Consider the following 20,262-nt stretch of genomic DNA (forward strand, 5'->3'; position numbering starts at 1 on the left):
TCTATCCTGCGTGAGTTTGTTGCCAAAGCACCGCAACATCCAAGAATGAACCCGGGCCTGAAATTCGCTTTCGTTCGACGCCATGTTATTTCTCGTCATTTCTGGCTGCGACAGAACCTGTCGCAGGACACTGTTGTAACAATTTCCGGCTCGGCGATTGGTTGTCAATCACCCTATTTCAGACATGTGTAGTCCGGCGCTGGGATGGCAGGTTCGGGCAGACTGCGGACGGATTCTTGCATCGTCTTGTTAGGGAAAAGCACGAAAGACGCTTGACCTCACACCGCCGATTAGAGAAGCCTTGCCATTGACCTTAAAGGAGACGGCATCCCAGGGGGTGGTTTCCTCCGTCGTCGGCAAAGTGAGGATGATCTGGCGAATTGTGTCGAGTGTGATCATGACGGGCCTCCCGCAAGGAGTGTGCCAGAGGTTTCGCCGCCTGTCATCGACCGCTGCCTTCAGGGCACCACCCGTGCCCCGACATAGCCCTCCTCCGCAACCTGATCGCACAGGCCCGCCCATTCGCAGCCGGAACAGGCTGTGCGGATCTCGCCTTTGGCAAAGTTCTGGCGCATCCGAGACAGCAGGCTTGCTGTCGGCGTAATCCGCGCGCCTGAGCCGATCGGGCTGCCGAGCATCCGAGCCACAGCCGCCTGTGCCTCAGCATCGCGGTCGATAACGCTCGCGCCGTGGCAATGGGCAGAGGGATCGTCGGTCAGAGGCGCGCAGATATCGTCCGGGCCATCGACCAGTTCGATGTCCTCACCTGCCGACAGTCTTGCGGCGATGGCTTCATAGTTTGCGACGAAAGCGGGCGAATAGCCTTTGCCGACGTAAGTCAGCATGCAGAGCAGGTGATGGGGGCGAAGACGGATGGTCATTGGCGGGGACTAAAGCATATCGCGCAAAAGTGTGCAGCGGTTTTGCGATGACGACCCGCTTTAGTCGAGTGCATGCAGAAGAGCCTGCCAGTTTTGACGTCCGCCGAGCACCCTGACGATGGTGACATGCTGATCGTCGCATACGAAGATAACCAGGTGGCTTTGGTAAACATGGACGCGGACCGGTGGGTCGAATTCCGACTGCAATCGAAACAGCAGGGGCGATCCGGCAATGACCTCGAAGACTTGGTTCAAACCATCAAGATACGTGTCCGCCTGTGCAACTGACCAGGTGTCAGCACCATAGGCCCAGATCTCTTCAAGATCTCGTATCGCGCGCGGCGCAAGCGTGAATGTTCGGCTACCTTGCCCCATGGGTTTCGCGCATGCGTCGCTTGAAAACCTCAATATCGAATGGCTCAGCGGGGCCGCTTTCAATGCCTTCGGTGATTGCTGCCTGCAGCGTATCGAACGCCCGCTGGCGCTCCTGATCCTTGCGGATCAAATCACGCACATAATCGCTTGCATTGCCATAGCGACCGGTCTCAGCCTGCTGCTCCACCCAAGCCTTCATCTGATCCGGAAGTGAAACGTTCATCGTTGCCATCTGGCCCTCCTGTGGTGCCAGAATGAGACGGATGGCAAAGATTGTCAAACGCCCATCACCCATGCGCCGCCCGGCTATCCTGCGGCGCCTCGGTGCGCTCCTTCATGCCGTAGTCGCGCAGCACATGGGCAACGCGCAGACGGTAGTCGGCGAAGACCTGCGCCCGCCCTGCCCGTTGGGCTGCCCGGTGTTCGTCGGTCTCGCGCCACTGGCGCACCGCCTCCTCGTCACGCCAGAAGGAGAGCGACAGGAGCTTGCCGCGCACGGAAAGGCTCTCGAAACGCTCGACCGAGATGAAGCCGTCCATGGTTTCGAGATGGGCGCGAAGCTCACCGGCGAGGTCGAGATAGTGATGCCGCTCGCCGGCAAAGGGCAGGACTTCGAAGATGACGGCGATCACGGTGCGATCCTTGGCGCATGCGGGGCCGAGACGTTTTTGAGGAAGAGCCGGTCTTCCGCGAGGATGAAGCGTTTTTTGGCGGCAAAGTCATAATTCTCCCGCCCGAGCGGATCGGCTGACAGTCTTGCCCGATAAGCCTCGTAGGCGGCGAGGTTGTCGATGTTGTAAATGCCATAGGCCGTCGTTGCCGATCCCTCGTGCGGGGCGAAATAGCCGATGAGATCGGCACCGCAGCGCGGGATCGCCTCGCCCCAATTGCGGGCGTAAGTTGCGAAATCGTCCTGAGCGAAGGGATCGATGCGGTAGCGGATGATGCAGGTGATCATGGGTGGGCTCCTCGTGGTTTGCGAGGCGGTTGTGCCATGGCGGGACCAGGCGAAGCTTCGACGCCGATCGAAGCTTTGTGCAGCACAGTTCGTCCGTGATCGAACGATAGTTCGATCGGGATCGAAGCATGTGCTAGGCTTTTGCCAGACAATTGCCCCTGTCCCATCTCAGGTCGAGGTTTCCATGGCAGAAGGTCCAGACATCGCCCGCATTGCCGCACTCATCGGCGATCCGGCCCGCTCGAACATGCTGCTGGCGCTCGCCGGCGGCAAGGCGCTGACGGCGACCGAGCTTGCAGGCGCGGCCGGCGTCACGCTGCAGACGGCGAGTTCGCACCTGTCGAAGCTCGAGGACGGCGGGCTTTTGAAGCACCGCAAGCAGGGGCGGCACCGCTATTTTGCGCTGGCCGACGACCAGGTCGGCGCGATGATCGAGAGCCTGATGAGCTTTTCGGCGAGCCGAGGACATCTGCGCCACCGCACGGGACCGAAGGAACCGGAACTGCGCAAGGCACGGATCTGCTACGATCACCTGGCCGGCGACTATGGTGTGCGCATGCTGGACAGCCTGGTGGCCCAAGGGGCGATCGCGGCTAAAGACGAATCCCTGACGCTGACCACCGAGGGTGACCGCCTGCTGCGCGACCTGGGTCTCGACATCGACAGCCTCAGGGCCAGACGCCGGCCGCTCTGCCGCGCCTGTCTGGACTGGAGCGAGCGACGCACGCATCTTGCCGGCACGCTCGGGGCGGCGCTGCTTTCGCAATTTCTCGATCGTGGTTATGCGCGGCGCGTCGCGGAAAGCCGGATCATCCGGTTTTCACCCGAAGGCGAACGGCAGTTTCTTGCCCTGTTTCCCCTGATCGATTGACCGGATTCAGGCGACGTCGGAAGGCTCTTGAAAAGATACCGACCGCACGGTATGTTTTGTCAGTGTATCCGAGGAACCATCCGTCATGAACCCCACACTCACCGCCTATGGCGCGCTGGCCGCCGCGATCGTGCTCGAGGTGATCGGAACGACGCTTCTGCAGAAGTCGGCGCAGTTCACCAAACTCTTGCCGACGGCGGGCATGGTCATGTTCTATGTCGCCTCCTTCTATCTCCTCGCCCAGGCGCTCAAAGGCATGCCGCTCGGTGTCGCCTATGCCATGTGGGGCGGGCTCGGCATTGTCCTCACGGCGCTGATCAGCGTCTTCTACCTCAAGCAAAGCCTCGACCTAGCGGCCCTTGCCGGCATTGCGCTGATCGTCGCGGGCGTCGTGGTCATCAACACCCTGTCCGGCACGGTGTCGCACTGATGGTTGCGGCCCCCTCCCCCGCAAACGGTGCGCCCTCGGCGCATCGCCGCAAGAAGCAGCCGGAACAGGTGCGGCGGGCACTGCTCGACTGCGCTGCTCAGATCGCGGCTGAACAGGGAGCCCATGCCATCACGATCCAGGCGGTGGCGGCAGGGGCCGGTGTCACCAAGGGCGGACTGCTGCACCACTTCGACAGCAAGCAGGCCCTGCTCGCGGCCGTCTTTTCGGACCTGCTCGAGCAGATGGACCGGGAGATCGACCGCTCCATGGCCACGGACGCCGTGGCGCGGGGCCGCTTCACGCGGGCCTATGTGCGTGCCTGCTTTTCCGACCGACTGCTCGGCGAGCGAAGCCTCTGGGCCGCCCTGTCTCTTGCCGGCGTGTCCGAGCCTGCGCTGCGATCGCTCTGGCTCAACTGGATCGACGGCCGAATGCAACGGCATTTCGACACCGACAGCGATCCGAACCTGACGGCCGTTCGTCTTGCCGCCGACGGCATCTGGCTCGCCGACATCATGGACAAAACCGGCGGACTGCAACGATATCCGCAAAATCTCGAAGCGGTGCTGCTGGCGATGGCAGGCGGCTAGTTCCGAAATGACATCGGAAAGCACGGCAGGCCAGCCATGCATGACATGCGATTGTCCTTACCTTCCCGATCGTGTAGGGAGCGACTTTCCCTGGACCCCATGACGGATGTTTCCATGAACGGCTTCGACCTTATCCTCTTTGATTGCGACGGCGTGCTCGTCGATTCCGAAATCATCGCCGCCAAGGTCGAATCGAAGCTGCTGACCGAGGCCGGCTATCCGATTTCGGTCGAGGAAATGGGCGAACGCTTCGCCGGCATGACCTGGAAGAACATCCTCCTGTCGATCGAACAGGAAGTCGACATTCCGCTTTCCGCAAGCCTGATCGACAAGTCGGAGCAGCTGCTCGACCAGCGGCTGGCCCGCGAGGTGAAGATCATCGAAGGTGTGGCTTTTGCACTGGCGAGGCTCGACGCGCCGCGCTGCATCTGCTCCAATTCTTCCGCGCACCGGCTCGACATGATGCTGACCAAGGTCGGCCTCAAGCAGGCATTTGCGCCACATATCTATTCGGCCAAGGATCTCGGTGCCGACCGGGTGAAACCGAAGCCGGACATCTTTCTGCATGGTGCAAGCCAGTTCGGCGTCAGCCCCGGCAGGTGCCTCGTCGTTGAGGACTCGGTGCATGGCGTGCACGCGGCCCGCGCCGCCGGCATGCGGGTCGTCGGCTTTACCGGCGCCTCCCATACCTATCCGTCGCATGCCGACAAGCTGACCGATGCGGGTGCGGAAACCGTGATCTCGCGCATGACCGACCTTCCCGGCGTGGTGGCCGCGATGGCCGAGTGGGAAGGCGCATTCTGATAAGCGACAGGGCAGGCAGACCGCCTGGCCCTGTTTCTGAACATCAGAGCTTGCCCGTCAAACCTTGATCGTCAGGGCGCCGGGCAGGATCTCGGCGACGAATGCGCCTGTGATCGGTTGCTCCCCATCCACCTCGACGGGAAACCGGGCCGGATCGAGTGGCCGGCATTCCACCTGCCTGCCGCGATGGAAACTCAGCTGCGGGTGGCCGATATGGCCGGCCGAATAAAGGCTGCGGAGCAGGCCGATCAGGCCGAAGACACTCTCCTCTCGCATGACGGCGACATCGAACAGGCCGTCGGTCAGATCGGCTGCCGGCGTCACATGCATGCCGCCGCCGAACCAGCCGCCATTGGCTATCGCCACCAGTGCCAGGGACCCCGTGTGCACCTTGTGACCATCCACCAGCACCTCGAAGCGGTAGGGCTTGTAGCGGAGGATGGCGAGCAGCGAATGGACGAGGAAGCGGGCGGGACCGCTCAGCCAGCGTGCCCCCGGCGCATTCACGCACTCGACGATCTCGCCGGAAATGCCGAGGCTGGCGATGTTGACGAAATGGCGCCGGACTTCCTTGCCATCGGCGCTCGACGCGATCAGGCGTGCCGCATCGATCTGCCGGGGCCGGGCCGCGGCAATCCTTTCGGCAAGGACTTGCGGATCCTGCGGCAGGTCGAAGTTGCGGACAAAATCGCTGCCGGTGCCGAGCGGCAAAAAGGCAAGCGGCGAATCGGGGCGGTCTGAGGACAGTATACCGTCCACCACGTCGCTGATCGTGCCATCACCGCCCGCGGCAATGACAAGCGTTGCGCCCGCATTGGCCGCCTCCAGCGCGAGGCGGCGGGCGTCGACTCCGGACCGGCTCTCCTGAACGACAAGATCGTCAAAGGTTTGCTGAAAGGCTGAAAGCACCGACGGCCAGCGCGATCGATGCCTCGCCCCGCCGGCCACGGGGTTCCTGATGATCACGACGCCCATCCGCATCCCCCAAGAGGCTTCGCCACAAGACCGCACCTCTCCCGCACGATGCCAGGCACTGCCGCCTTTGAATAAGGCTTAAGCGGCACGGGCTTGCAGGATCGGAGGCTTACTTCTTCTTCTTCGCCTTGCCGTCGTCGAAGCCCAGATGAACGCGCGTCATGCCGGAAACATTGCCGGGAATGGTAACGGCACGGCTGTAGATGAACTGGGTCGGCTGATTGACGTCCGCGACAGTGACGCTGAATGGCTCGACTTCCGAATAGACCTGCTGATCGCCATCGGTGACGGTGATGCGCACCGGCACGGTGATCGTGCCTGCCTTGCCCTGCGGGCCGGAGACCAACCGCCCCTGCGCGAGCACATTGACCGTCAGCGTCGTTTCGGTCCGCGAGCAGGAACGTGTCGTATCGGCAATCGAGGCCTGGTAGATCACGTGGGCGGCATCCTCTTCCTTGCCGCGGGTATAGGCGCGGTGGAAGGCAGAGCCGTCACGCAGGTTTACCTGCGGGCAAAAACCCTGGACGAAGGGTTCGCCGCTTGCGGCAACCGGCTGGGCTGCCGGCGTTGACTGCGGCAGGAGACCGGAGACCGGATTGCCGGCATTGCAGCCAGCCAGGACCATCAGGAGCGAGACGGCCAAAACACCGCGCGACACGACTAGAGACACGTGCATCCACCTTCCGCATGCTTGGCCCCGCAAGGCCAAAAAATCGTTCCAATTGCCGGGATCTTTCGCCCGGCTGAGACGCCTATAGCAGCGGTGCGGCAAAAAATCGATTGGCTGACGGCAATTTGCGCGGAAATTCGATTGCGCGCAAGAGAGGCTGTCGCGTGGGACGCCCGGTCCGGTTTTGCCGCCTCGATTTGCGAAATTCCGGCCTGCGGGCTGGCGCAAAAGGGCAAACCTCTTTATCGGAAACCCCGTAGGTTTGTCGGGCCTAAGCTCCGACCGGTCAAATTCGAGGATAGCGACGTGGAATATATCTCGACCCGCGGTGAGGCTCCAAGCCTCGGCTTTTGTGACGCGCTTCTGGCGGGCCTGGCTCGCGACGGCGGGCTCTATGTGCCCCGCGAGTGGCCACAGCTTTCCAAGAAGGCGATCCGCGGTCTGCGCGGCAAGAGCTATCAGGACGTGGCCTTCGAGGTTCTCCTGCCCTTTACCAATGGCGAGATCGAGCCGGAAACCTTCCGCGGCATGATCGATGAGGCCTATGCCACCTTCCGGCATCCGGCCGTCGCACCGCTCGTCCAGACCGGCGCAAACGCCTTCGTGCTCGAACTCTTCCACGGCACCACGCTTGCCTTCAAGGACGTGGCCATGCAGCTCATCGCGCGGCTGATGGATCACGTCTTGGAAAAGCGCGGCGAACGCGCGACGATCGTCGGCGCGACCTCGGGCGACACCGGCGGCGCTGCCATTGACGCCTTTGCCGGCCGCGCACGCACCGATGTCTTCATCCTCTTCCCGCATGGCAAGGTCTCGCCGGTGCAGCAGCGCCAGATGACGACGTCGACCGAGGCGAACGTGCATGCGATCGCCGTCGAAGGCAATTTCGACGACTGCCAGAGCCTGGTGAAGGCGATGTTCAATGACGCCGCCTTCCGCGACCGCGTGAAGCTTTCGGGCGTCAACTCGATCAACTGGGCCCGCATCATGGCGCAGGTGGTCTACTACTTCACCGCAGCGGTCGCCCTTGGCGGCCCGGATCGCAAGATCTCCTTCACCGTGCCAACAGGCAATTTCGGCGACATCTTTGCCGGCTATGTGGCGAAGAAGATGGGCCTGCCGATCGACAAGCTGGTGATCGCCACCAATGACAACGACATTCTCGCCCGCACGCTGAAGACCGGCCGCTACGAGATGAAGGGCGTGCATGCCACGACCTCGCCCTCGATGGACATCCAGATTTCCTCGAACTTCGAGCGCCTGCTTTATGAGGCCTATGGCCGCGATGCCAGCGCCATCCGCAGCGCGATGGAGGGCTTGAAACAATCGGGCGCCTTCGAGATCAAGGAAGAGGCGCTGAAATTCATCCGCAAGGATTTCCGCGCCGGGCGGGCGACCCAGAAGGACGTCGCCAAGACGATCAAGGCCGTTCTCGATGAGACCGGCTATCTGCTCGACCCGCATACCGCCGTCGGTGTGCATGTCGCCAAGAAATTCGAGAAGCCGCAAAGCCCGATGGTGGTGCTCTCCACCGCCCATCCGGCGAAATTCCCCGCCGCAGTAAAATCAGCCTGCGGTATTGACCCCGCGCTTCCGACATGGCTTGCTGACCTGATGACCAGGGAGGAGCGCTTCGAAATTCTGTCAGCCGATCTGAAGACCGTCGAGACTTTCGTCGGCCAGCGTTCCAGGGCTGCCGAATAAGCGCAGAAAGACGAACCATGAGTGTTGAGTGCACCCGGCTTCCATCGGGGCTGACTGTCGTTACGGAAACCATGCCGCATCTGGAAAGTGTGGCATTGGGAACCTGGATCAAATCCGGCTCCCGCAACGAAACGGAAAACGAGCACGGTATTGCGCATCTGCTCGAGCATATGGCTTTCAAGGGCACGAAGCGGCGCTCCGCTCGCCAGATCGCCGAGGAAATCGAGAATGTCGGCGGCGAACTGAACGCAGCCACCTCGACCGAGACAACCTCCTACTATGCCCGCGTCTTGAAGGATGACCTGCCGCTCGCCGTCGACATCCTGACCGACATCCTGACGGATTCGGTCTTTGACGAGGAAGAGCTGGCGCGCGAAAAGCACGTCATCCTGCAGGAAATCGGCGCTGCCGACGACATGCCCGACGATGTGGTTTTCGACCGCTTTTCAGAACGCGCCTTCCAGAACCAGACGATCGGTCGCAGCATTCTCGGTACGCCGGAGACGGTTAAATCCTTCACCAGCGACCAGATCCGCGCCTATCTCTCGCGCAACTACACCACCGACCGCATGTTCGTGGTCGCCGCCGGCGCCGTCGATCACGATACCCTGGTGCGGCAGGTTGAAGAGCGTTTCGCCTCTCTGCCGACCCAGCCCTCCTCGCCGCCCGTGATGGATGTTGCCCGTTACACCGGCGGGGAAGCGCGCGAAGAACGCGATCTCATGGACACGCAGGTGCTGCTCGGCTTCGAGGGCAAGGCCTACCACATGCGCGACTTCTACTGCTCGCAGATCCTCGCCAATATTCTCGGCGGCGGCATGTCCTCGCGTCTCTTCCAGGAAGTGCGCGAGATCCGTGGCCTCTGTTATTCGGTCTACGCCTTCCACTGGGGCTTTTCCGATACCGGCATTTTCGGCATCCATGCCGCGACCGGTGGCGAGAACCTGCCGGAACTGGTGCCTGTGATCCTCGAGGAACTGCGCAAGGCCTCCGAACAGATCGACCAGCAGGAGATCGAGCGCTCGCGTGCCCAGATCCGGGCGCAGCTTCTGATGGGCCAGGAAAGCCCGGCGGCACGCGCCGGCCAGATCGCTCGGCAGATGATGCTTTATGGTCGCACCATCCCCAATCAGGAGATGATGGACCGTCTTGCCGGCATCACCACGGATCGCCTGACCGACTTGGCAGGACGGCTTTTCTTCGACACCGCACCGACGCTCTCGGCCATCGGACCGGTCGACCAACTCGTATCGCTTGACGAAATTGCGGGACAGCTGAGCCGGCAGACCGGCGAAGTCCGCAAGGCCGCACGCTGAAAGCCGGCTGTGTCATGGTCGCCCGGCCACACCGCTCAAGGAGACAGGACGGGATGGAGCCATGACACGCTCGGTGTTTCGCTTTCTCGCGCGTCAACCTGACCTGCCGATCCTGTCCGGGGAAAGCGTCTTCCTGCGTTTGCCCCGCTATCGCGACTTCGAGCAATGGCACCAGTTGCGGCGCGAGAGCCGCGGCTTCCTGCAGCCCTGGGAGCCGACATGGCGCGCCGACGACCTGACCGAACGCACCTTTCGCCAGCGCGTGCTGCGCAACGAGCAGGAATATGCCAACGGCCTTGCCGTTCCGCTCTTCCTGTTCCGCCGCAGTAACGAGGAATTGCTGGGCGGGCTGACAGTCGGCCTTATCCGCCGCGGCGCCGCACAAAATTGCATGATCGGCTATTGGATTGGCGAGCGTCATGCAGGGCAAGGCCACATGTTTGCCGCACTTCAGCTGGCAATACCCTACATGTTTGGGGTTCTTGAGTTGCACCGCATCGAAGCAGCCTGTATTCCCAGCAATATCAGCAGCCGTCGCCTGCTTGAGAAAGCAGGCTTCGAGCAAGAAGGCCTCTTGCGGGACTATTTGAAGATAAACGGGGAATGGCGCGACCACCTGATGTTTTCGCGGCTGAACAGCGCCCCCTCGCGCCAAAGCAAATCCGTGTGATGGCGGGTTTGCGCAGCACAGGATACCGGATGCCACGTCTCATTTCCCACATGCTCTTCGGCTTGATGGCCCTTGGCTTCTCGCTGACGGCAACGCTGGCGCAGGCGGTCGAGCCGGTCAAGATTGCCCGCGATGACAACGCGCTCGACCTGACCGCGACAACCGAGATCTACACCAATCAGGGCGAGGCCTTCCAGGTTTCGACCGCAGCGGGAACGGACGGCATCCGCCGGCGCATCGAAGTGCGCTCGAGCCAGCCCGAACACCAGGGCGACTGGGCTGTTTTCGCGCTCGCCAATGTCTCCGACGAGCAGCTGGAGCGCGTGATCGTCGCACCGCATTTCCGTCTGTCGGGCTCGAAGATGTTCTGGCCGGACCTCGGCTCGCAGCGCATCATGGCGATCACGCCATCCGAAGGCTTCGCGCTCGACCGTGTGGCAAGTGCCGATGCCGATGTCTTCCGCATCACGCTCAACCCCGGCACCGTCATCACTTTCGTTGCCGAGCTCTCGACGCCGAACCTGCCGCAGATCTATCTATGGGAACCGGACGCCTACAAGGACACGGTCAACGCGTTTACGCTCTACCGCGGCATCGTGCTTGGCATTGCCGGCCTGCTTGCGGTGTTCCTCACCATTCTCTTCGTGGTCAAGGGCACCTCGATGCTGCCGGCGGCAGCCGCTCTTGCCTGGGCGGTGCTTGCCTATATCTGCGTCGACTTCGGCTTTCTCGAAAAACTCATCACGCTGACCGCAAGCGATATCCGGGTGTGGCGCGCCGGAGCCGAGGTGGCACTCGCCTCCTCGCTGGTCATATTCCTCTTCACCTATCTCAACCTCAATCGCTGGCACGTGCATCTCGGCTATGCAACGCTTGCCTGGATGCTCGGGCTTGGCGTGCTGTTCGGGGTCGCGATCTTCGACCCCTCCATCGCCGCCGGCATCGCGCGCCTTTCCTTTGCGCTAACGGGGGTGGCGGGCATCGGCCTCATCATCTATCTCGGCATCAACCGCTATGACCGCGCCGTGCTTCTGGTGCCAACCTGGGCGCTGATCCTCGTCTGGCTGTTTGGCGGCTGGATGACGGTGACCGGCCAGCTCGACAACGACATCATTCAGCCGGCGCTCGGCGGCGGCCTCGTCCTCATCGTTCTCCTGATCGGTTTCACCGTCATGCAGCACGCCTTTGCCGGCGGCGCCTATCAGCAGGGCCTGTTCTCCGATCTCGAACGCCAGTCGCTGGCGCTGACCGGCTCCGGCGATACCGTCTGGGACTGGGACGTGGCGCGCGACCGCATGGTGACGAGCCCGGATATCTCCTCGCGCCTGGGCCTCTCGCCCGGCACCATGCACGGTGCGGCGCGCAACTGGCTGCCGCGACTGCATCCCGACGACCGGGACCGCTTCCGCGCCACGCTCGACGTGCTGCTCGAGCATCGCAAGGGCCGGCTTTCCCACGAATTCCGCATTCGCGCCGAGGATGGCCATTACCACTGGCTGAAGATCCGGGCACGGCCCGTGCTCGGCTCCAACGGCGAAGTGATCCGCTGCGTCGGCACCATCATCGACGTCACCGAGCAGCGCAACTCGATCGATCGCCTGCTGGTCGACGCCATGCACGACAACCTGACCGGGCTGCCCAATCGCGAGGTCTTCCTCGACCGGCTGCAGGCGATCCTCTCGATTGCCGGCACCACCGAAGCGGTGCGCCCGACGGTTCTCGCCATCGATATCGACCGCTACAAGGCCGTCAACGAGCTGCTCGGCATCGCTGCCGGCGACAATATCCTGATCGCCATCACCCGGCGCCTGCGCCGTCTGTTGAAGCCGCAGGACACGCTTGCCCGCCTTTCCGGCGACGAGTTCGGCCTGATCCTCGTATCCGAGCGCGACCCGGCCAAGATCGCCGATTTCGCCGATGCGATCTCCAAGGCGATCATGGTGCCGCTCAATTTTGCCAATCGCGAAATCGAGCTCACGGCCTCCATTGGCCTCGTGTCCTGGATCGACCAGCAGGAAAGCGCAGCGAGCCTGCTTGCCGATGCCGAGCTTGCGATGTACCGGGCCAAGCGCGCCGGCGGCAACCGGGTCGAGCCTTTCCGCCCGGCCTTCCGCACCGTCAGCACCGACCGCCTGCAGCTGGAAACGGACCTGCGCCGCGCCATCGAGCGCCAGGAATTGTCGATCGCCTATCAGCCGATCGTCAAGCTGGCGAGTGGCGAGATTGCCGGCTTCGAGGCGCTGATGCGCTGGGAGCATCCGAAGCGCGGCAACATTCCGCCGATGGAATTCATCCCGATTGCCGAGATGACCGATCTTATCGGACCGCTCGGCATGTTTGCGCTGGAGCGCGCCTCCTCCGACCTGATGGACTGGGAAAAGCAGACCGGCGAACTGCCGATCTTCATTTCGGTCAACCTTTCGTCGGCGCAGCTGATCTCCAGCGAGATCTACAACGACGTGCGCGCCATGCTGACCAAGACCCAGTGCGATCCGAGCCGGATCAAGCTGGAGCTGACCGAATCCGTCGTCATGGAAAACCCAGAACAGGCCCGCCTGATGCTGGAAAAGCTGAAGGCGACCGGCATCAGCTTGGCACTCGACGACTTCGGCACCGGCTATTCCTCGCTCTCCTACCTCACCCGCTTCCCCTTCGACACGATCAAGCTCGACAAGGCGCTGGTCTGCGACCAGTCCGACAAGCGCTCCGTTCTGTTGCGCTCGGTGGTCTCGATGGCGCGCGGGCTCGACATGGCCGTCGTTGCCGAAGGCATCCAGTCCGAGCAGGACGCGGTGGACCTCGCCATGATGGGCTGCGAATTCGGCCAGAGCTATCTGTTCGGCCCGCCGCTTGGATCAGATTCCGTGGTGCGCCTGCTCAAGGAACGGTTTCCGCTGATGAAGCGGGCTTGAGCCGATCGGCGGCTGTCAGGACTAATGAAGAGCAAGTGCGGGAGCGCCAAGCGCCCCGACAGCCTTCAGCGCACCGGAAGATTATCACGCGTGCCCGACATCCATCGACAGCATCGCCGGGTTGATGCCCATCATGGCGAGTGCGCGGTCATACTTATCATCCAGGAAACGGTCGAAGATCAGGTCTTCGGTGGCAGCGCAATGGAGCCAGCCGTTGCGGGCGATCTCCTGTTCCAGCTGGCCCGGGCCCCAGCCGGCATAGCCGAGCATCATCGTGGCGTGGCGCGGGCCACGACCGTCGGAAATGGCGCGGACGATATCCAGCGTGGCGGTCAGCGAGATATCGTCGCTGACAGGGATGGAGCTGTCGGAGAGATAGTCATCTGAATGGAGCACAAAGCCGCGGCTTTGATCGACCGGGCCACCGCATTGGATGGGAAACTGGCGGGCGTGGTCCGGCAGCATGATCGCATCGTTGCGGTCGATCAGTTCCAGATGCAGCAATAGATCCGCGAAGGTGACCGGCTGCGGGCGGTTGATGATGAAGCCCATGGCACCCGCGTCGGAATGGGCGCAAATGTAAACGACGGAACGGGCGAAATCGCCGTTTTCCATGCCTGGCATGGCGATCAGCAACTGGCCGTCAAGCAATCCGCGTCCCTTGAATTCCATCTTCGATGCCATGCCTGCCTCCATATGGCCGCCAAGCGGCAGCCGGTTCGCTGCGTGGTTTTTTAAAGACCTCTGATAAGAGGATGGGGCAGAAGAGCCGCATGATCAACCCAAAATGATCACAAATACTGAAGCGTGACTGGCCACACGCCTGTCTATCTTCTAGAGCGAAAACCTCGCCAAAGGAATTCGTCTGTCCATGAGCCTGTTTCGTATCGCGTTTTCTGTTTTCTACCTTCTCCTCCCCTGTCTCTTTGCGCTGCCTGCGTTCGCCGCCAGCAGCTCCTGGGCTGAGAACGAGGGCGGTCGCATGCGGCTTGTGCTTCTGCCTGCCAAGCCCGACGGATCGCGCGACGGTGCGCTCGTCATCGAACCGCGGCCGGGCTGGGTGACCTATTGGAAGGAGCCGGGCGATGTCGGCATTCCGCCATCGCTGACCACGCCGAAGGGGGCTGCCTATGCCGTGACGCGTGTCGAATTCCCCGTTCCGAAACTGCTCAATGCCGGCGGCATGCGTGATGTCGGCTACGACGGGCCGGTGACCCTGCCATTCAGCCTCTCGGGTACTGAAGACGGGACGCCCGTTACGCTTCACGTCTTCATCGGCGTTTGCCTCAACATCTGCATTCCGTTTCAGGCGGACCTCACCGTCACGCCGTCGAACGAGGCGGCGATGGACGAGACCGGCCTTCTCGATACCGCACGCGCCCGGTTGCCGGAAGCGCCGTCAGCGGATTTCTCGGTCACTGGTTTCACCATGCAGCCGAACCGGAAGCGCCTCGATATCAGCCTGAAAATTCCTGCAGGCCACCCCCCCAACGGCTTCTTCCTGCAGGGCCCCAGCGGCTATGTGTTCCTCGACGGAACATTCACCGCCGGTGCGGATCAGACGACGGTGCTGAGTGTGCCGATCCGCAAGCTGCCAAAGACCTACACGCTTGCCGGGAAAAAGTGGCATTTGCTCGTGATTACAGGGGGTCGGGCCATGGAAGCGCCGCTTGCCTTTCAATAAGGCCTGCCTATATTCGCCCTCGATCGGATGAGCGGGCATGCTGCCATCCATAAGCGGAACGAGGGACCCATGACCATTGCAATCGGCGACAGACTGCCACAGGCAACCTTCAAGGAGAAGACGGCAGACGGCCCGGTGGAAATCTCCACCGAGCAGCTGTTCTCGGGCAAGAAGGTCGTGCTTTTTGCCGTGCCGGGCGCTTTCACGCCCACATGCACGCTGAACCACTTGCCCGGTTATCTGGAAAACCGTGATGCGCTGAAGGAGCGCGGCGTGGATGACATCGCCGTGGTGTCGGTCAATGACTGGCATGTGATGGGCGCCTGGGCCCAGCATACCGGCGGCATGGGCAAGATCCACTTCCTCGCCGACTGGGATGCCTCCTTCACCAAGGCGCTTGGCCTTGATGCAGATCTTTCCGCCGGCGGCCTTGGCGTGCGCTCCAAGCGCTATTCGATGCTGGTTGAAGACGGCGTGGTCAAGAGCCTGAATATCGAGGAAAATCCGGGCCAGGCAACAGTCTCGTCCGCCGCCACGATGATCGAGCAGCTCTGATTTCCTGAGCATTTCAAGACTTGAAGCCGTCCGCAACGCGGGCGGCTTTTTTCCATGCCAGCTCAATAAGCCAGATCGAAGACCAGGATGCCGGCGAGGCCACCATCGGTGGCGCCGACGATACGTTCGCCAACTTCCACATGCTTTGGGTGTTTGAGGTAGTAGTCGCGCACCATCTCGTCCTCGAACGTGACGATGAAGCCGTCATTGTAGCCGCCGCTCAAGCCTTCGGGCGAGACATTGGGACCGCTCTTGATATCCAGCATGCCCGGCACAACGTCTTTCAACTCGGCAATCGCTGCGTAAATCGCATTCTTTTCAGCCTCTTGCACAGCAGCTTTGAAGCGCAGGAACACGCAGTGCTTTATCATACAGACTTCTCCCTCTCCGGCTTTTGCCGCGAGCATAGGGAGAATGGGCAAAAGGGCAAGCGGGCCGTGGTGCGCTCAGTATCTGGACGGAGGTGCGGATCACTTCACCAGGAGTGAGCCCGTATAGCCGGATTTCTTGAAGGGCTCCATTCCCTTGCGGGCGAGCTCGTCGGCGCGCTCGTTCTCCGGATGGCCGGCATGGCCCTTGACCCAGTGCCAATTCACCTTGTGGCGCTGGTTGGCGGTATCGAGCGCCTGCCACAGTTCGCCGTTCTTCACCGGCTTCTTGTCGGCGGTCTTCCAGCCGTTTTTCTTCCAGCCGAAGATCCACTTGGAAATGCCGTCCATCACGTATTTGCTGTCGGTGTAGAGATCGACCTCGCAAGGGTCCTTCAGCGCGTTGAGCGCGGTGATGGTGGCCAGCAGCTCCATGCGGTTGTTGGTGGTATCCGCCTCGCCGCCGCAGAGTTCCTTTTCGGTTTCGCCGTAGCGCAGCACGGCGCCCCAGCCGCCGGGGCCCGGATTGCCCGAGCAGGCGCCGTCGGTGAAGATATCGACATGTTTCATGAAATCAGTCCGTATTCCGAAGCATTGGTAACAGCGCGGTGGAAGCGCAGCTTTTTCAGATATTCGAGCGGGTCCTTCTTCACCACCAGCGCCCCTTCCGGCGTCATCAGCCAGTCGTAGAGCCGGGTGAGAAAGAAACGTAGCGCTGAACCGCGGCAGAGAATGGGCAAAGCCTCGATTTCATCGCCGGAGAGCGGACGCACCGAGAGATAGCCCTCGATCATCGCCTTGCCCTTGGTGATATTGTAGGCGCCGTCCTTCTCGAAGCACCAGGAATTGAGGCAGATCGAGAGGTCGTAGACCAGAAGGTCGTTGCAGGCGAAATAGAAATCGATGAGGCCCGACAGGCGATCGCCGAGGAAGAAGACGTTGTCGGGGAAGAGATCGGCATGGATCACGCCCGATGGCAGGTTCTTCGGCCAATGGGCTGCCAGGAAATCCAGCTCGGCGCCGATTTCGGCTTCCAGGCCAGGCTCAACCTCGTCGGCGCGATCCTGTGATTTGACCCAGAGCGTCTGCCAGCCTTCCAGCGACAAGGCATTCGGACGGGTCAGCTCAAAGCCCTCGCCAGCCACATGCATGCGGGCAAGCGCGGCCCCCACCTCGCGGCAGTGCTGGGCTTCCGGTTTTCTCAACCACATGCCTTCCAGGAAAGAAATGAGGGCGGCCGGGCGGCCGGAAAGTTCGCCGAGAAGCGCGCCATCCTTGCGCGGCAATGGCAGGGGGCAGTTCAGCCCGCCCTCGGACAGGTGATGCATCAGGCCGAGAAAGAACGGAAGATCCGATTTTTCCACACGCTTCTCGTAGAGCGTCAGGATCAGCGGCGCCTTGGAGGTGTGCAGGAGAAAGTTTGAATTCTCCACGCCTTCGGCAATGCCCTTGTAGGACAGGAGTTCACCCGCATCGTACTGCGCCAGAAACGCCGTCAGATCCTGCTCGTTGATATCCGTGTAAACGGCCAAGTTCCCTGATCCCTGTCACTGTTGAGCCCGGGTCCAAGGCATATAACGAGTGATGACAGGCGACCAGCCCTGCAACGACACCGGCCACAGAAATCCGAAAGGCATTCGGCCGGACCATCAGGGCCTTAAGTGACACACAGAAACAGGTTCGATTGCGGACATGACCTTTACTTCTTTCTAATCTCATTCCTCTACTTTAGGATAACCGCACCCACCGAAAGATAAAGATGACCGCCGTCTCACCAGCAACTGTCACCGAGCGATTCACCGAGGTGATGAACCTCGCCCTGATCGTTGCGGATGCGGCTGGCTTCATCCGGTTCGTCAATCCGGCCTTCTGTGAGATGTTCTGTTATTCCCAGGCGGACATACTGGGAAAGCCTGTCACTTTGATCGTGCCCGAGAGACTGCGCGGCGCGCATATTGCCGGCATGGCCAATGTCAGTGCAGGGGCAAAACCGGGTTTGAGCGGTCGGGCCGTGGAGGTCAGCGCGCTGCGGGCCGGCGGTGCCGAGTTCCCGATCGAGATTGCGGTTTCGACCTGGAAGGATGAGGGCGGCAATTTCTGGGCAGGCGCAACCATCCGCGACATTTCGGAACGGCGCGAGCGCGACGCACGCCTGATGCGACTGGCCTCGCAGGACACGCTGACGGGGCTGCAGAACCGGCACGAATTCGTCAGCCGCCTCGAAGACTGGCTGCAGACAGGGCAACGCGGCGCTCTGGCACTGATGGATCTCGACGGTTTCAAGGAGATCAACGACATCCATGGGCATTTGATCGGCGACAGCGTTCTGCAGGCCGTCGGCGTTCGGCTTAGCTATCTCCTGGGCGATTCCTTGGCCATCGGGCGACTGGGCGGCGACGAATTCACCTGCCTGCTGAAAGACACCAAGGATGCGCGAGAGGCGCAGGCGCGCGCCAACAGCATTGTCGCGGCTTTCCGAAAACCCTTCAGCCTTGGCGGACTGGAGCTCAATGTCGGCGCGAGCATCGGTATCGCACTTGCGCCGGAACACGGGACGGATGCGGAAATGCTGATCGCCTCGGCGGATTTCGCGTTGAGCCGCGCCAAGGCAGTCGGCGGACGCCGCGCCCTCGTCTTCCATGAAGCCATGCGCCATGAAACGCAGGCCAGGCGCGACATGCTGGACGAGCTGCGTCTTGCGCTTCGCAACGGCGAATTGGAACTCTATTTCCAGCCCCAGGTCGATCTCGTCCACCAGTCCGTGGTCGGTTTCGAGGCGCTTATCCGCTGGAACCACCCAAGCAAGGGCCTGTTGTTGCCCGGGCATTTTCTGCCCGCCCTGGAGCAGAGTTCACTTGCCACGGAAATCGGCTGGTGGACCATCGATCAGGCGTGCCGGATGGCCGCAAAAGTCAACGGAGAAGGCGCGCGCTATCGCATTGCGGTCAATCTGTTTACGCAGCAGTTTCGCGCCAGCAATCTCAGTGACAGAGTGAAAGCCGCTCTCAACGCCCATCATCTGCGTCCCGACTGCCTTGAGCTTGAAGTCACCGAGCAGGTGACCCTGAATGACGATGAGGCAAGCATGCAGACCCTGATGGCCATCCGTGACATCGGCGTCGGCGTCGCATTCGACGATTTCGGCACGGGTTATGCCTCGCTGAGTTCACTGCAGCGTTTCCCTCTGACCACGCTCAAGATTGACCGTGGTTTCATTCGCGATATCCAGACACGAAAGTCTGACACTGCCATCACCAGAGCACTGGTAACGATGAGCCGCGAGATGGGCCTTAGAACCGTAGCTGAAGGCATCGAGACCGAGAGCCAGGCCGCCTTCCTCCGATCGCTGGGATGCGAGGAAGGTCAGGGATACCTGTATGGGCGTCCGATGCCGATGAACGACGCGATTGCCTGCGCCCAGCAATCGGAGACACGGCAACTGCGCTCGGCATCGTTTAAAACCCAATAGAGCGCACGCGGGACCCGGCGGCAGGTCAGCCGTTGACCCAGGCCATGTCCTCGCGCGTCAGTTCGACATCGCGCAGTTCCCGGTTGACCAGGAAGTGCTCGTTTTCTTCCGCCGTGATGGCAAGCTCGACCTTCGCGTCGAACCGCTCGCGGAAGGCTTCGATGATCTCGTCGACGATCACCTCGGGCGCCGAGGCACCGGCGGAAATACCGAGCGTCCCAATCTCGCCAATTTCGGCCCAGTCGATTTCCGCGGCGCGCTGGACGAGCAGCGAGCGCGTTGCCCCTGCCCTCAGCGCCACCTCGACGAGCCGCTTGGAGTTTGACGAATTGGGTGCGCCGACGACGATGAAGAGATCGCAACCGGGCGCTGCCGCCTTCACAGCTTCCTGGCGGTTGGTGGTGGCATAGCAGATGCTGTCGGCGGAAGGCGCCGTGAGATTGGGGAAGCGCTCATTGAGCTTGGCAATGACACCGGCCGTATCGTCGACGGAGAGCGTTGTCTGGGTCACGAAGCCGAGATTGTCCGGATCAACAGGCTGATAGGCCTCCGCATCCTCGACGGTTTCGACCAGCGAGACCGTGCCTTCCGGCAATTGTCCCATCGTGCCGATCACCTCGGGGTGCCCGGCATGGCCGATCAGGATGACGTGACGGCCGAGGCGCTGGTGGCGCATGGCCTGCTTGTGGACCTTCGAGACGAGCGGACAGGTAGCATCGAGATAGAAGAGATTGCGGCTTGCGGCGTCTTCCGGCACCGATTTCGGCACGCCATGGGCGGAAAACACCACCGGCTGCTGTCGGTGCTCGGCGGGGATCTCGTTCAGTTCCTCGACGAAAATCGCACCCTTGGCCTCCAGCCCTTCCACGACATAGCGATTGTGCACGATCTCGTGGCGCACATAGACGGGAGCCCCGTAGCGCTTCAGCGCGAGAACGACGATCTGGATCGCACGATCGACGCCGGCGCAAAAGCCGCGCGGGCCGCAGAGGCGGATCGTCAAAGGGGGGCGGTTGGTCTGCAAGGTCAT

The 20,262-nt window shown here is 61.9% G+C and carries 24 protein-coding genes; 11 read left to right on the plus strand and 13 right to left on the minus strand.

All coding sequences use genetic code 11. The features are described 5' to 3' along the window. Positions 1–249: 249 nt before the first annotated feature. From FAA97_RS21080 to FAA97_RS10895, 6 genes are read right to left on the minus strand one after another with little or no spacing between them, the layout of a single operon-like run. Positions 250–399 carry a hypothetical protein gene (locus FAA97_RS21080; RefSeq protein WP_168800966.1) on the minus strand — a complete coding sequence of 50 codons (150 nt, stop codon included), beginning with the start codon at positions 397–399 and terminating at the stop codon, positions 250–252. A gap of 59 nt (positions 400–458) precedes the next feature. Continuing rightward, positions 459–881, minus strand: a complete 423-nt coding sequence (locus tag FAA97_RS10875; protein WP_136598549.1) for a DUF1284 domain-containing protein — start codon at positions 879–881, stop codon at positions 459–461. A 60-nt stretch (positions 882–941) separates the two neighbouring features. Continuing rightward, positions 942–1,256: a type II toxin-antitoxin system RelE/ParE family toxin gene (locus FAA97_RS10880; protein WP_136598550.1), complete on the minus strand. Its 315-nt coding sequence runs from the start codon at positions 1,254–1,256 to the stop codon at positions 942–944. After that, on the minus strand, positions 1,243–1,488 hold the full coding sequence (locus FAA97_RS10885) for a type II toxin-antitoxin system ParD family antitoxin (protein WP_136598551.1): 246 nt from the start codon (positions 1,486–1,488) through the stop codon (positions 1,243–1,245). Before FAA97_RS10885 ends, FAA97_RS10880 begins: the two co-directional genes overlap by 14 nt. Before the next feature lie 55 nt (positions 1,489–1,543). Further along, positions 1,544–1,888 (minus strand): antibiotic biosynthesis monooxygenase family protein, encoded by a 345-nt coding sequence (locus FAA97_RS10890; RefSeq protein ID WP_136598552.1) that lies wholly within the window; start codon positions 1,886–1,888, stop codon positions 1,544–1,546. Further along, entirely contained in the window at positions 1,885–2,214 is a 330-nt protein-coding gene (locus FAA97_RS10895) for an NIPSNAP family protein (protein ID WP_136598553.1), read from the minus strand. Before FAA97_RS10895 ends, FAA97_RS10890 begins: the two co-directional genes overlap by 4 nt. Before the next feature lie 184 nt (positions 2,215–2,398). Here FAA97_RS10895 and FAA97_RS10900 point away from each other — a divergent pair, with 184 nt between their 5' ends. From FAA97_RS10900 to FAA97_RS10915, 4 genes are all read left to right on the plus strand, one after another. Further along, positions 2,399–3,085, plus strand: coding sequence for an ArsR/SmtB family transcription factor (locus FAA97_RS10900; protein ID WP_136598554.1), 687 nt, complete (start codon positions 2,399–2,401; stop codon positions 3,083–3,085). Between the two features lie 85 nt (positions 3,086–3,170). After that, a complete protein-coding gene (locus tag FAA97_RS10905) occupies positions 3,171–3,515 on the plus strand; it encodes a DMT family transporter (protein WP_136598555.1) in 345 nt (114 codons plus the stop codon). Then, the gene (locus FAA97_RS10910) at positions 3,515–4,105 is read left to right on the plus strand and encodes a TetR/AcrR family transcriptional regulator (protein ID WP_136598556.1); all 591 of its coding nucleotides are present in this window, start codon (positions 3,515–3,517) and stop codon (positions 4,103–4,105) included. The genes FAA97_RS10905 and FAA97_RS10910 overlap by 1 nt, the downstream gene beginning before the upstream one ends. Before the next feature lie 114 nt (positions 4,106–4,219). Continuing rightward, positions 4,220–4,909 (plus strand): HAD family hydrolase, encoded by a 690-nt coding sequence (locus tag FAA97_RS10915; protein WP_136598557.1) that lies wholly within the window; start codon positions 4,220–4,222, stop codon positions 4,907–4,909. Positions 4,910–4,966: 57 nt separating this feature from the next. Here FAA97_RS10915 and FAA97_RS10920 read toward each other — a convergent pair whose 3' ends face one another. Together FAA97_RS10920 and FAA97_RS10925 are read right to left on the minus strand one after the other, a co-directional pair. Beyond that, positions 4,967–5,884 carry a diacylglycerol/lipid kinase family protein gene (locus FAA97_RS10920; protein WP_136598558.1) on the minus strand — a complete coding sequence of 306 codons (918 nt, stop codon included), beginning with the start codon at positions 5,882–5,884 and terminating at the stop codon, positions 4,967–4,969. Positions 5,885–5,993: 109 nt separating this feature from the next. After that, positions 5,994–6,560, minus strand: coding sequence for a hypothetical protein (locus tag FAA97_RS10925; RefSeq protein WP_136598559.1), 567 nt, complete (start codon positions 6,558–6,560; stop codon positions 5,994–5,996). 300 nt (positions 6,561–6,860) lie between these two features. Here FAA97_RS10925 and thrC point away from each other — a divergent pair, with 300 nt between their 5' ends. The 4 genes from thrC (at position 6,861) to FAA97_RS10945 (ending at position 13,156) form a co-directional block, all read left to right on the plus strand. Then, a complete protein-coding gene (thrC, locus tag FAA97_RS10930; protein ID WP_136598560.1) occupies positions 6,861–8,258 on the plus strand; it encodes a threonine synthase in 1,398 nt (465 codons plus the stop codon). 17 nt (positions 8,259–8,275) lie between these two features. Further along, complete coding sequence (locus FAA97_RS10935) at positions 8,276–9,574, plus strand: M16 family metallopeptidase (protein ID WP_136598561.1); 1,299 nt, start codon at positions 8,276–8,278, stop codon at positions 9,572–9,574. A 61-nt stretch (positions 9,575–9,635) separates the two neighbouring features. Then, positions 9,636–10,244, plus strand: a complete 609-nt coding sequence (locus tag FAA97_RS10940; protein WP_136598562.1) for a GNAT family N-acetyltransferase — start codon at positions 9,636–9,638, stop codon at positions 10,242–10,244. Positions 10,245–10,273: 29 nt separating this feature from the next. Beyond that, entirely contained in the window at positions 10,274–13,156 is a 2,883-nt protein-coding gene (locus FAA97_RS10945) for an EAL domain-containing protein (protein ID WP_425467416.1), read from the plus strand. 84 nt (positions 13,157–13,240) lie between these two features. On the opposite strand, the gene FAA97_RS10950 is transcribed toward FAA97_RS10945, so the two are convergent. Then, positions 13,241–13,840, minus strand: a complete 600-nt coding sequence (locus tag FAA97_RS10950) for a YqgE/AlgH family protein (protein WP_246041416.1) — start codon at positions 13,838–13,840, stop codon at positions 13,241–13,243. 187 nt (positions 13,841–14,027) lie between these two features. Here FAA97_RS10950 and FAA97_RS10955 point away from each other — a divergent pair, with 187 nt between their 5' ends. After that, positions 14,028–14,840 (plus strand): protein-disulfide reductase DsbD domain-containing protein, encoded by an 813-nt coding sequence (locus FAA97_RS10955; protein ID WP_136598564.1) that lies wholly within the window; start codon positions 14,028–14,030, stop codon positions 14,838–14,840. Positions 14,841–14,909: 69 nt separating this feature from the next. Next, on the plus strand, positions 14,910–15,395 hold the full coding sequence (locus FAA97_RS10960) for a peroxiredoxin (RefSeq protein WP_136598565.1): 486 nt from the start codon (positions 14,910–14,912) through the stop codon (positions 15,393–15,395). A gap of 62 nt (positions 15,396–15,457) precedes the next feature. On the opposite strand, the gene FAA97_RS10965 is transcribed toward FAA97_RS10960, so the two are convergent. The 3 genes from FAA97_RS10965 to FAA97_RS10975 form a co-directional block, all read right to left on the minus strand. Next, positions 15,458–15,766 (minus strand): Dabb family protein, encoded by a 309-nt coding sequence (locus FAA97_RS10965; RefSeq protein WP_136598566.1) that lies wholly within the window; start codon positions 15,764–15,766, stop codon positions 15,458–15,460. 99 nt (positions 15,767–15,865) lie between these two features. Next, entirely contained in the window at positions 15,866–16,333 is a 468-nt protein-coding gene (gene rnhA / locus FAA97_RS10970; protein ID WP_136598567.1) for a ribonuclease HI, read from the minus strand. Continuing rightward, positions 16,330–17,295, minus strand: coding sequence for a homoserine kinase (locus FAA97_RS10975; protein WP_136598568.1), 966 nt, complete (start codon positions 17,293–17,295; stop codon positions 16,330–16,332). The genes rnhA and FAA97_RS10975 overlap by 4 nt, the downstream gene beginning before the upstream one ends. A 227-nt stretch (positions 17,296–17,522) precedes the next feature. Here FAA97_RS10975 and FAA97_RS10980 point away from each other — a divergent pair, with 227 nt between their 5' ends. Then, a complete protein-coding gene (locus FAA97_RS10980; protein ID WP_246041417.1) occupies positions 17,523–19,232 on the plus strand; it encodes a putative bifunctional diguanylate cyclase/phosphodiesterase in 1,710 nt (569 codons plus the stop codon). Positions 19,233–19,257: 25 nt separating this feature from the next. On the opposite strand, the gene ispH is transcribed toward FAA97_RS10980, so the two are convergent. Then, positions 19,258–20,262, minus strand: coding sequence for a 4-hydroxy-3-methylbut-2-enyl diphosphate reductase (gene ispH / locus FAA97_RS10985; RefSeq protein WP_136598569.1), 1,005 nt, complete (start codon positions 20,260–20,262; stop codon positions 19,258–19,260).

Source organism: Peteryoungia ipomoeae (genome assembly GCF_004912165.1).
Lineage (GTDB): Bacteria > Pseudomonadota > Alphaproteobacteria > Rhizobiales > Rhizobiaceae > Allorhizobium > Allorhizobium ipomoeae.

Bases quoted from the DNA above. Each gene is read 5' to 3' on its own strand.
- FAA97_RS21080 (WP_168800966.1), bottom strand. From the start codon at position 399: ATGATCACACTCGACACAATTCGCCAGATCATCCTCACTTTGCCGACG.
- FAA97_RS10875 (WP_136598549.1), bottom strand. From the start codon at position 881: ATGACCATCCGTCTTCGCCCCCATCACCTGCTCTGCATGCTGACTTAC.
- FAA97_RS10880 (WP_136598550.1), bottom strand. From the start codon at position 1,256: ATGGGGCAAGGTAGCCGAACATTCACGCTTGCGCCGCGCGCGATACGA.
- FAA97_RS10885 (WP_136598551.1), bottom strand. From the start codon at position 1,488: ATGGCAACGATGAACGTTTCACTTCCGGATCAGATGAAGGCTTGGGTG.
- FAA97_RS10895 (WP_136598553.1), bottom strand. From the start codon at position 2,214: ATGATCACCTGCATCATCCGCTACCGCATCGATCCCTTCGCTCAGGAC.
- FAA97_RS10900 (WP_136598554.1), top strand. From the start codon at position 2,399: ATGGCAGAAGGTCCAGACATCGCCCGCATTGCCGCACTCATCGGCGAT.
- FAA97_RS10905 (WP_136598555.1), top strand. From the start codon at position 3,171: ATGAACCCCACACTCACCGCCTATGGCGCGCTGGCCGCCGCGATCGTG.
- FAA97_RS10910 (WP_136598556.1), top strand. From the start codon at position 3,515: ATGGTTGCGGCCCCCTCCCCCGCAAACGGTGCGCCCTCGGCGCATCGC.
- FAA97_RS10915 (WP_136598557.1), top strand. From the start codon at position 4,220: ATGAACGGCTTCGACCTTATCCTCTTTGATTGCGACGGCGTGCTCGTC.
- FAA97_RS10920 (WP_136598558.1), bottom strand. From the start codon at position 5,884: ATGGGCGTCGTGATCATCAGGAACCCCGTGGCCGGCGGGGCGAGGCAT.
- FAA97_RS10925 (WP_136598559.1), bottom strand. From the start codon at position 6,560: ATGCACGTGTCTCTAGTCGTGTCGCGCGGTGTTTTGGCCGTCTCGCTC.
- FAA97_RS10935 (WP_136598561.1), top strand. From the start codon at position 8,276: ATGAGTGTTGAGTGCACCCGGCTTCCATCGGGGCTGACTGTCGTTACG.
- FAA97_RS10940 (WP_136598562.1), top strand. From the start codon at position 9,636: ATGACACGCTCGGTGTTTCGCTTTCTCGCGCGTCAACCTGACCTGCCG.
- FAA97_RS10945 (WP_425467416.1), top strand. From the start codon at position 10,274: ATGCCACGTCTCATTTCCCACATGCTCTTCGGCTTGATGGCCCTTGGC.
- FAA97_RS10950 (WP_246041416.1), bottom strand. From the start codon at position 13,840: ATGGCATCGAAGATGGAATTCAAGGGACGCGGATTGCTTGACGGCCAG.
- FAA97_RS10955 (WP_136598564.1), top strand. From the start codon at position 14,028: ATGAGCCTGTTTCGTATCGCGTTTTCTGTTTTCTACCTTCTCCTCCCC.
- FAA97_RS10960 (WP_136598565.1), top strand. From the start codon at position 14,910: ATGACCATTGCAATCGGCGACAGACTGCCACAGGCAACCTTCAAGGAG.
- FAA97_RS10965 (WP_136598566.1), bottom strand. From the start codon at position 15,766: ATGATAAAGCACTGCGTGTTCCTGCGCTTCAAAGCTGCTGTGCAAGAG.
- rnhA (WP_136598567.1), bottom strand. From the start codon at position 16,333: ATGAAACATGTCGATATCTTCACCGACGGCGCCTGCTCGGGCAATCCG.
- FAA97_RS10980 (WP_246041417.1), top strand. From the start codon at position 17,523: ATGACCGCCGTCTCACCAGCAACTGTCACCGAGCGATTCACCGAGGTG.
- ispH (WP_136598569.1), bottom strand. From the start codon at position 20,262: ATGACCTTGCAGACCAACCGCCCCCCTTTGACGATCCGCCTCTGCGGC.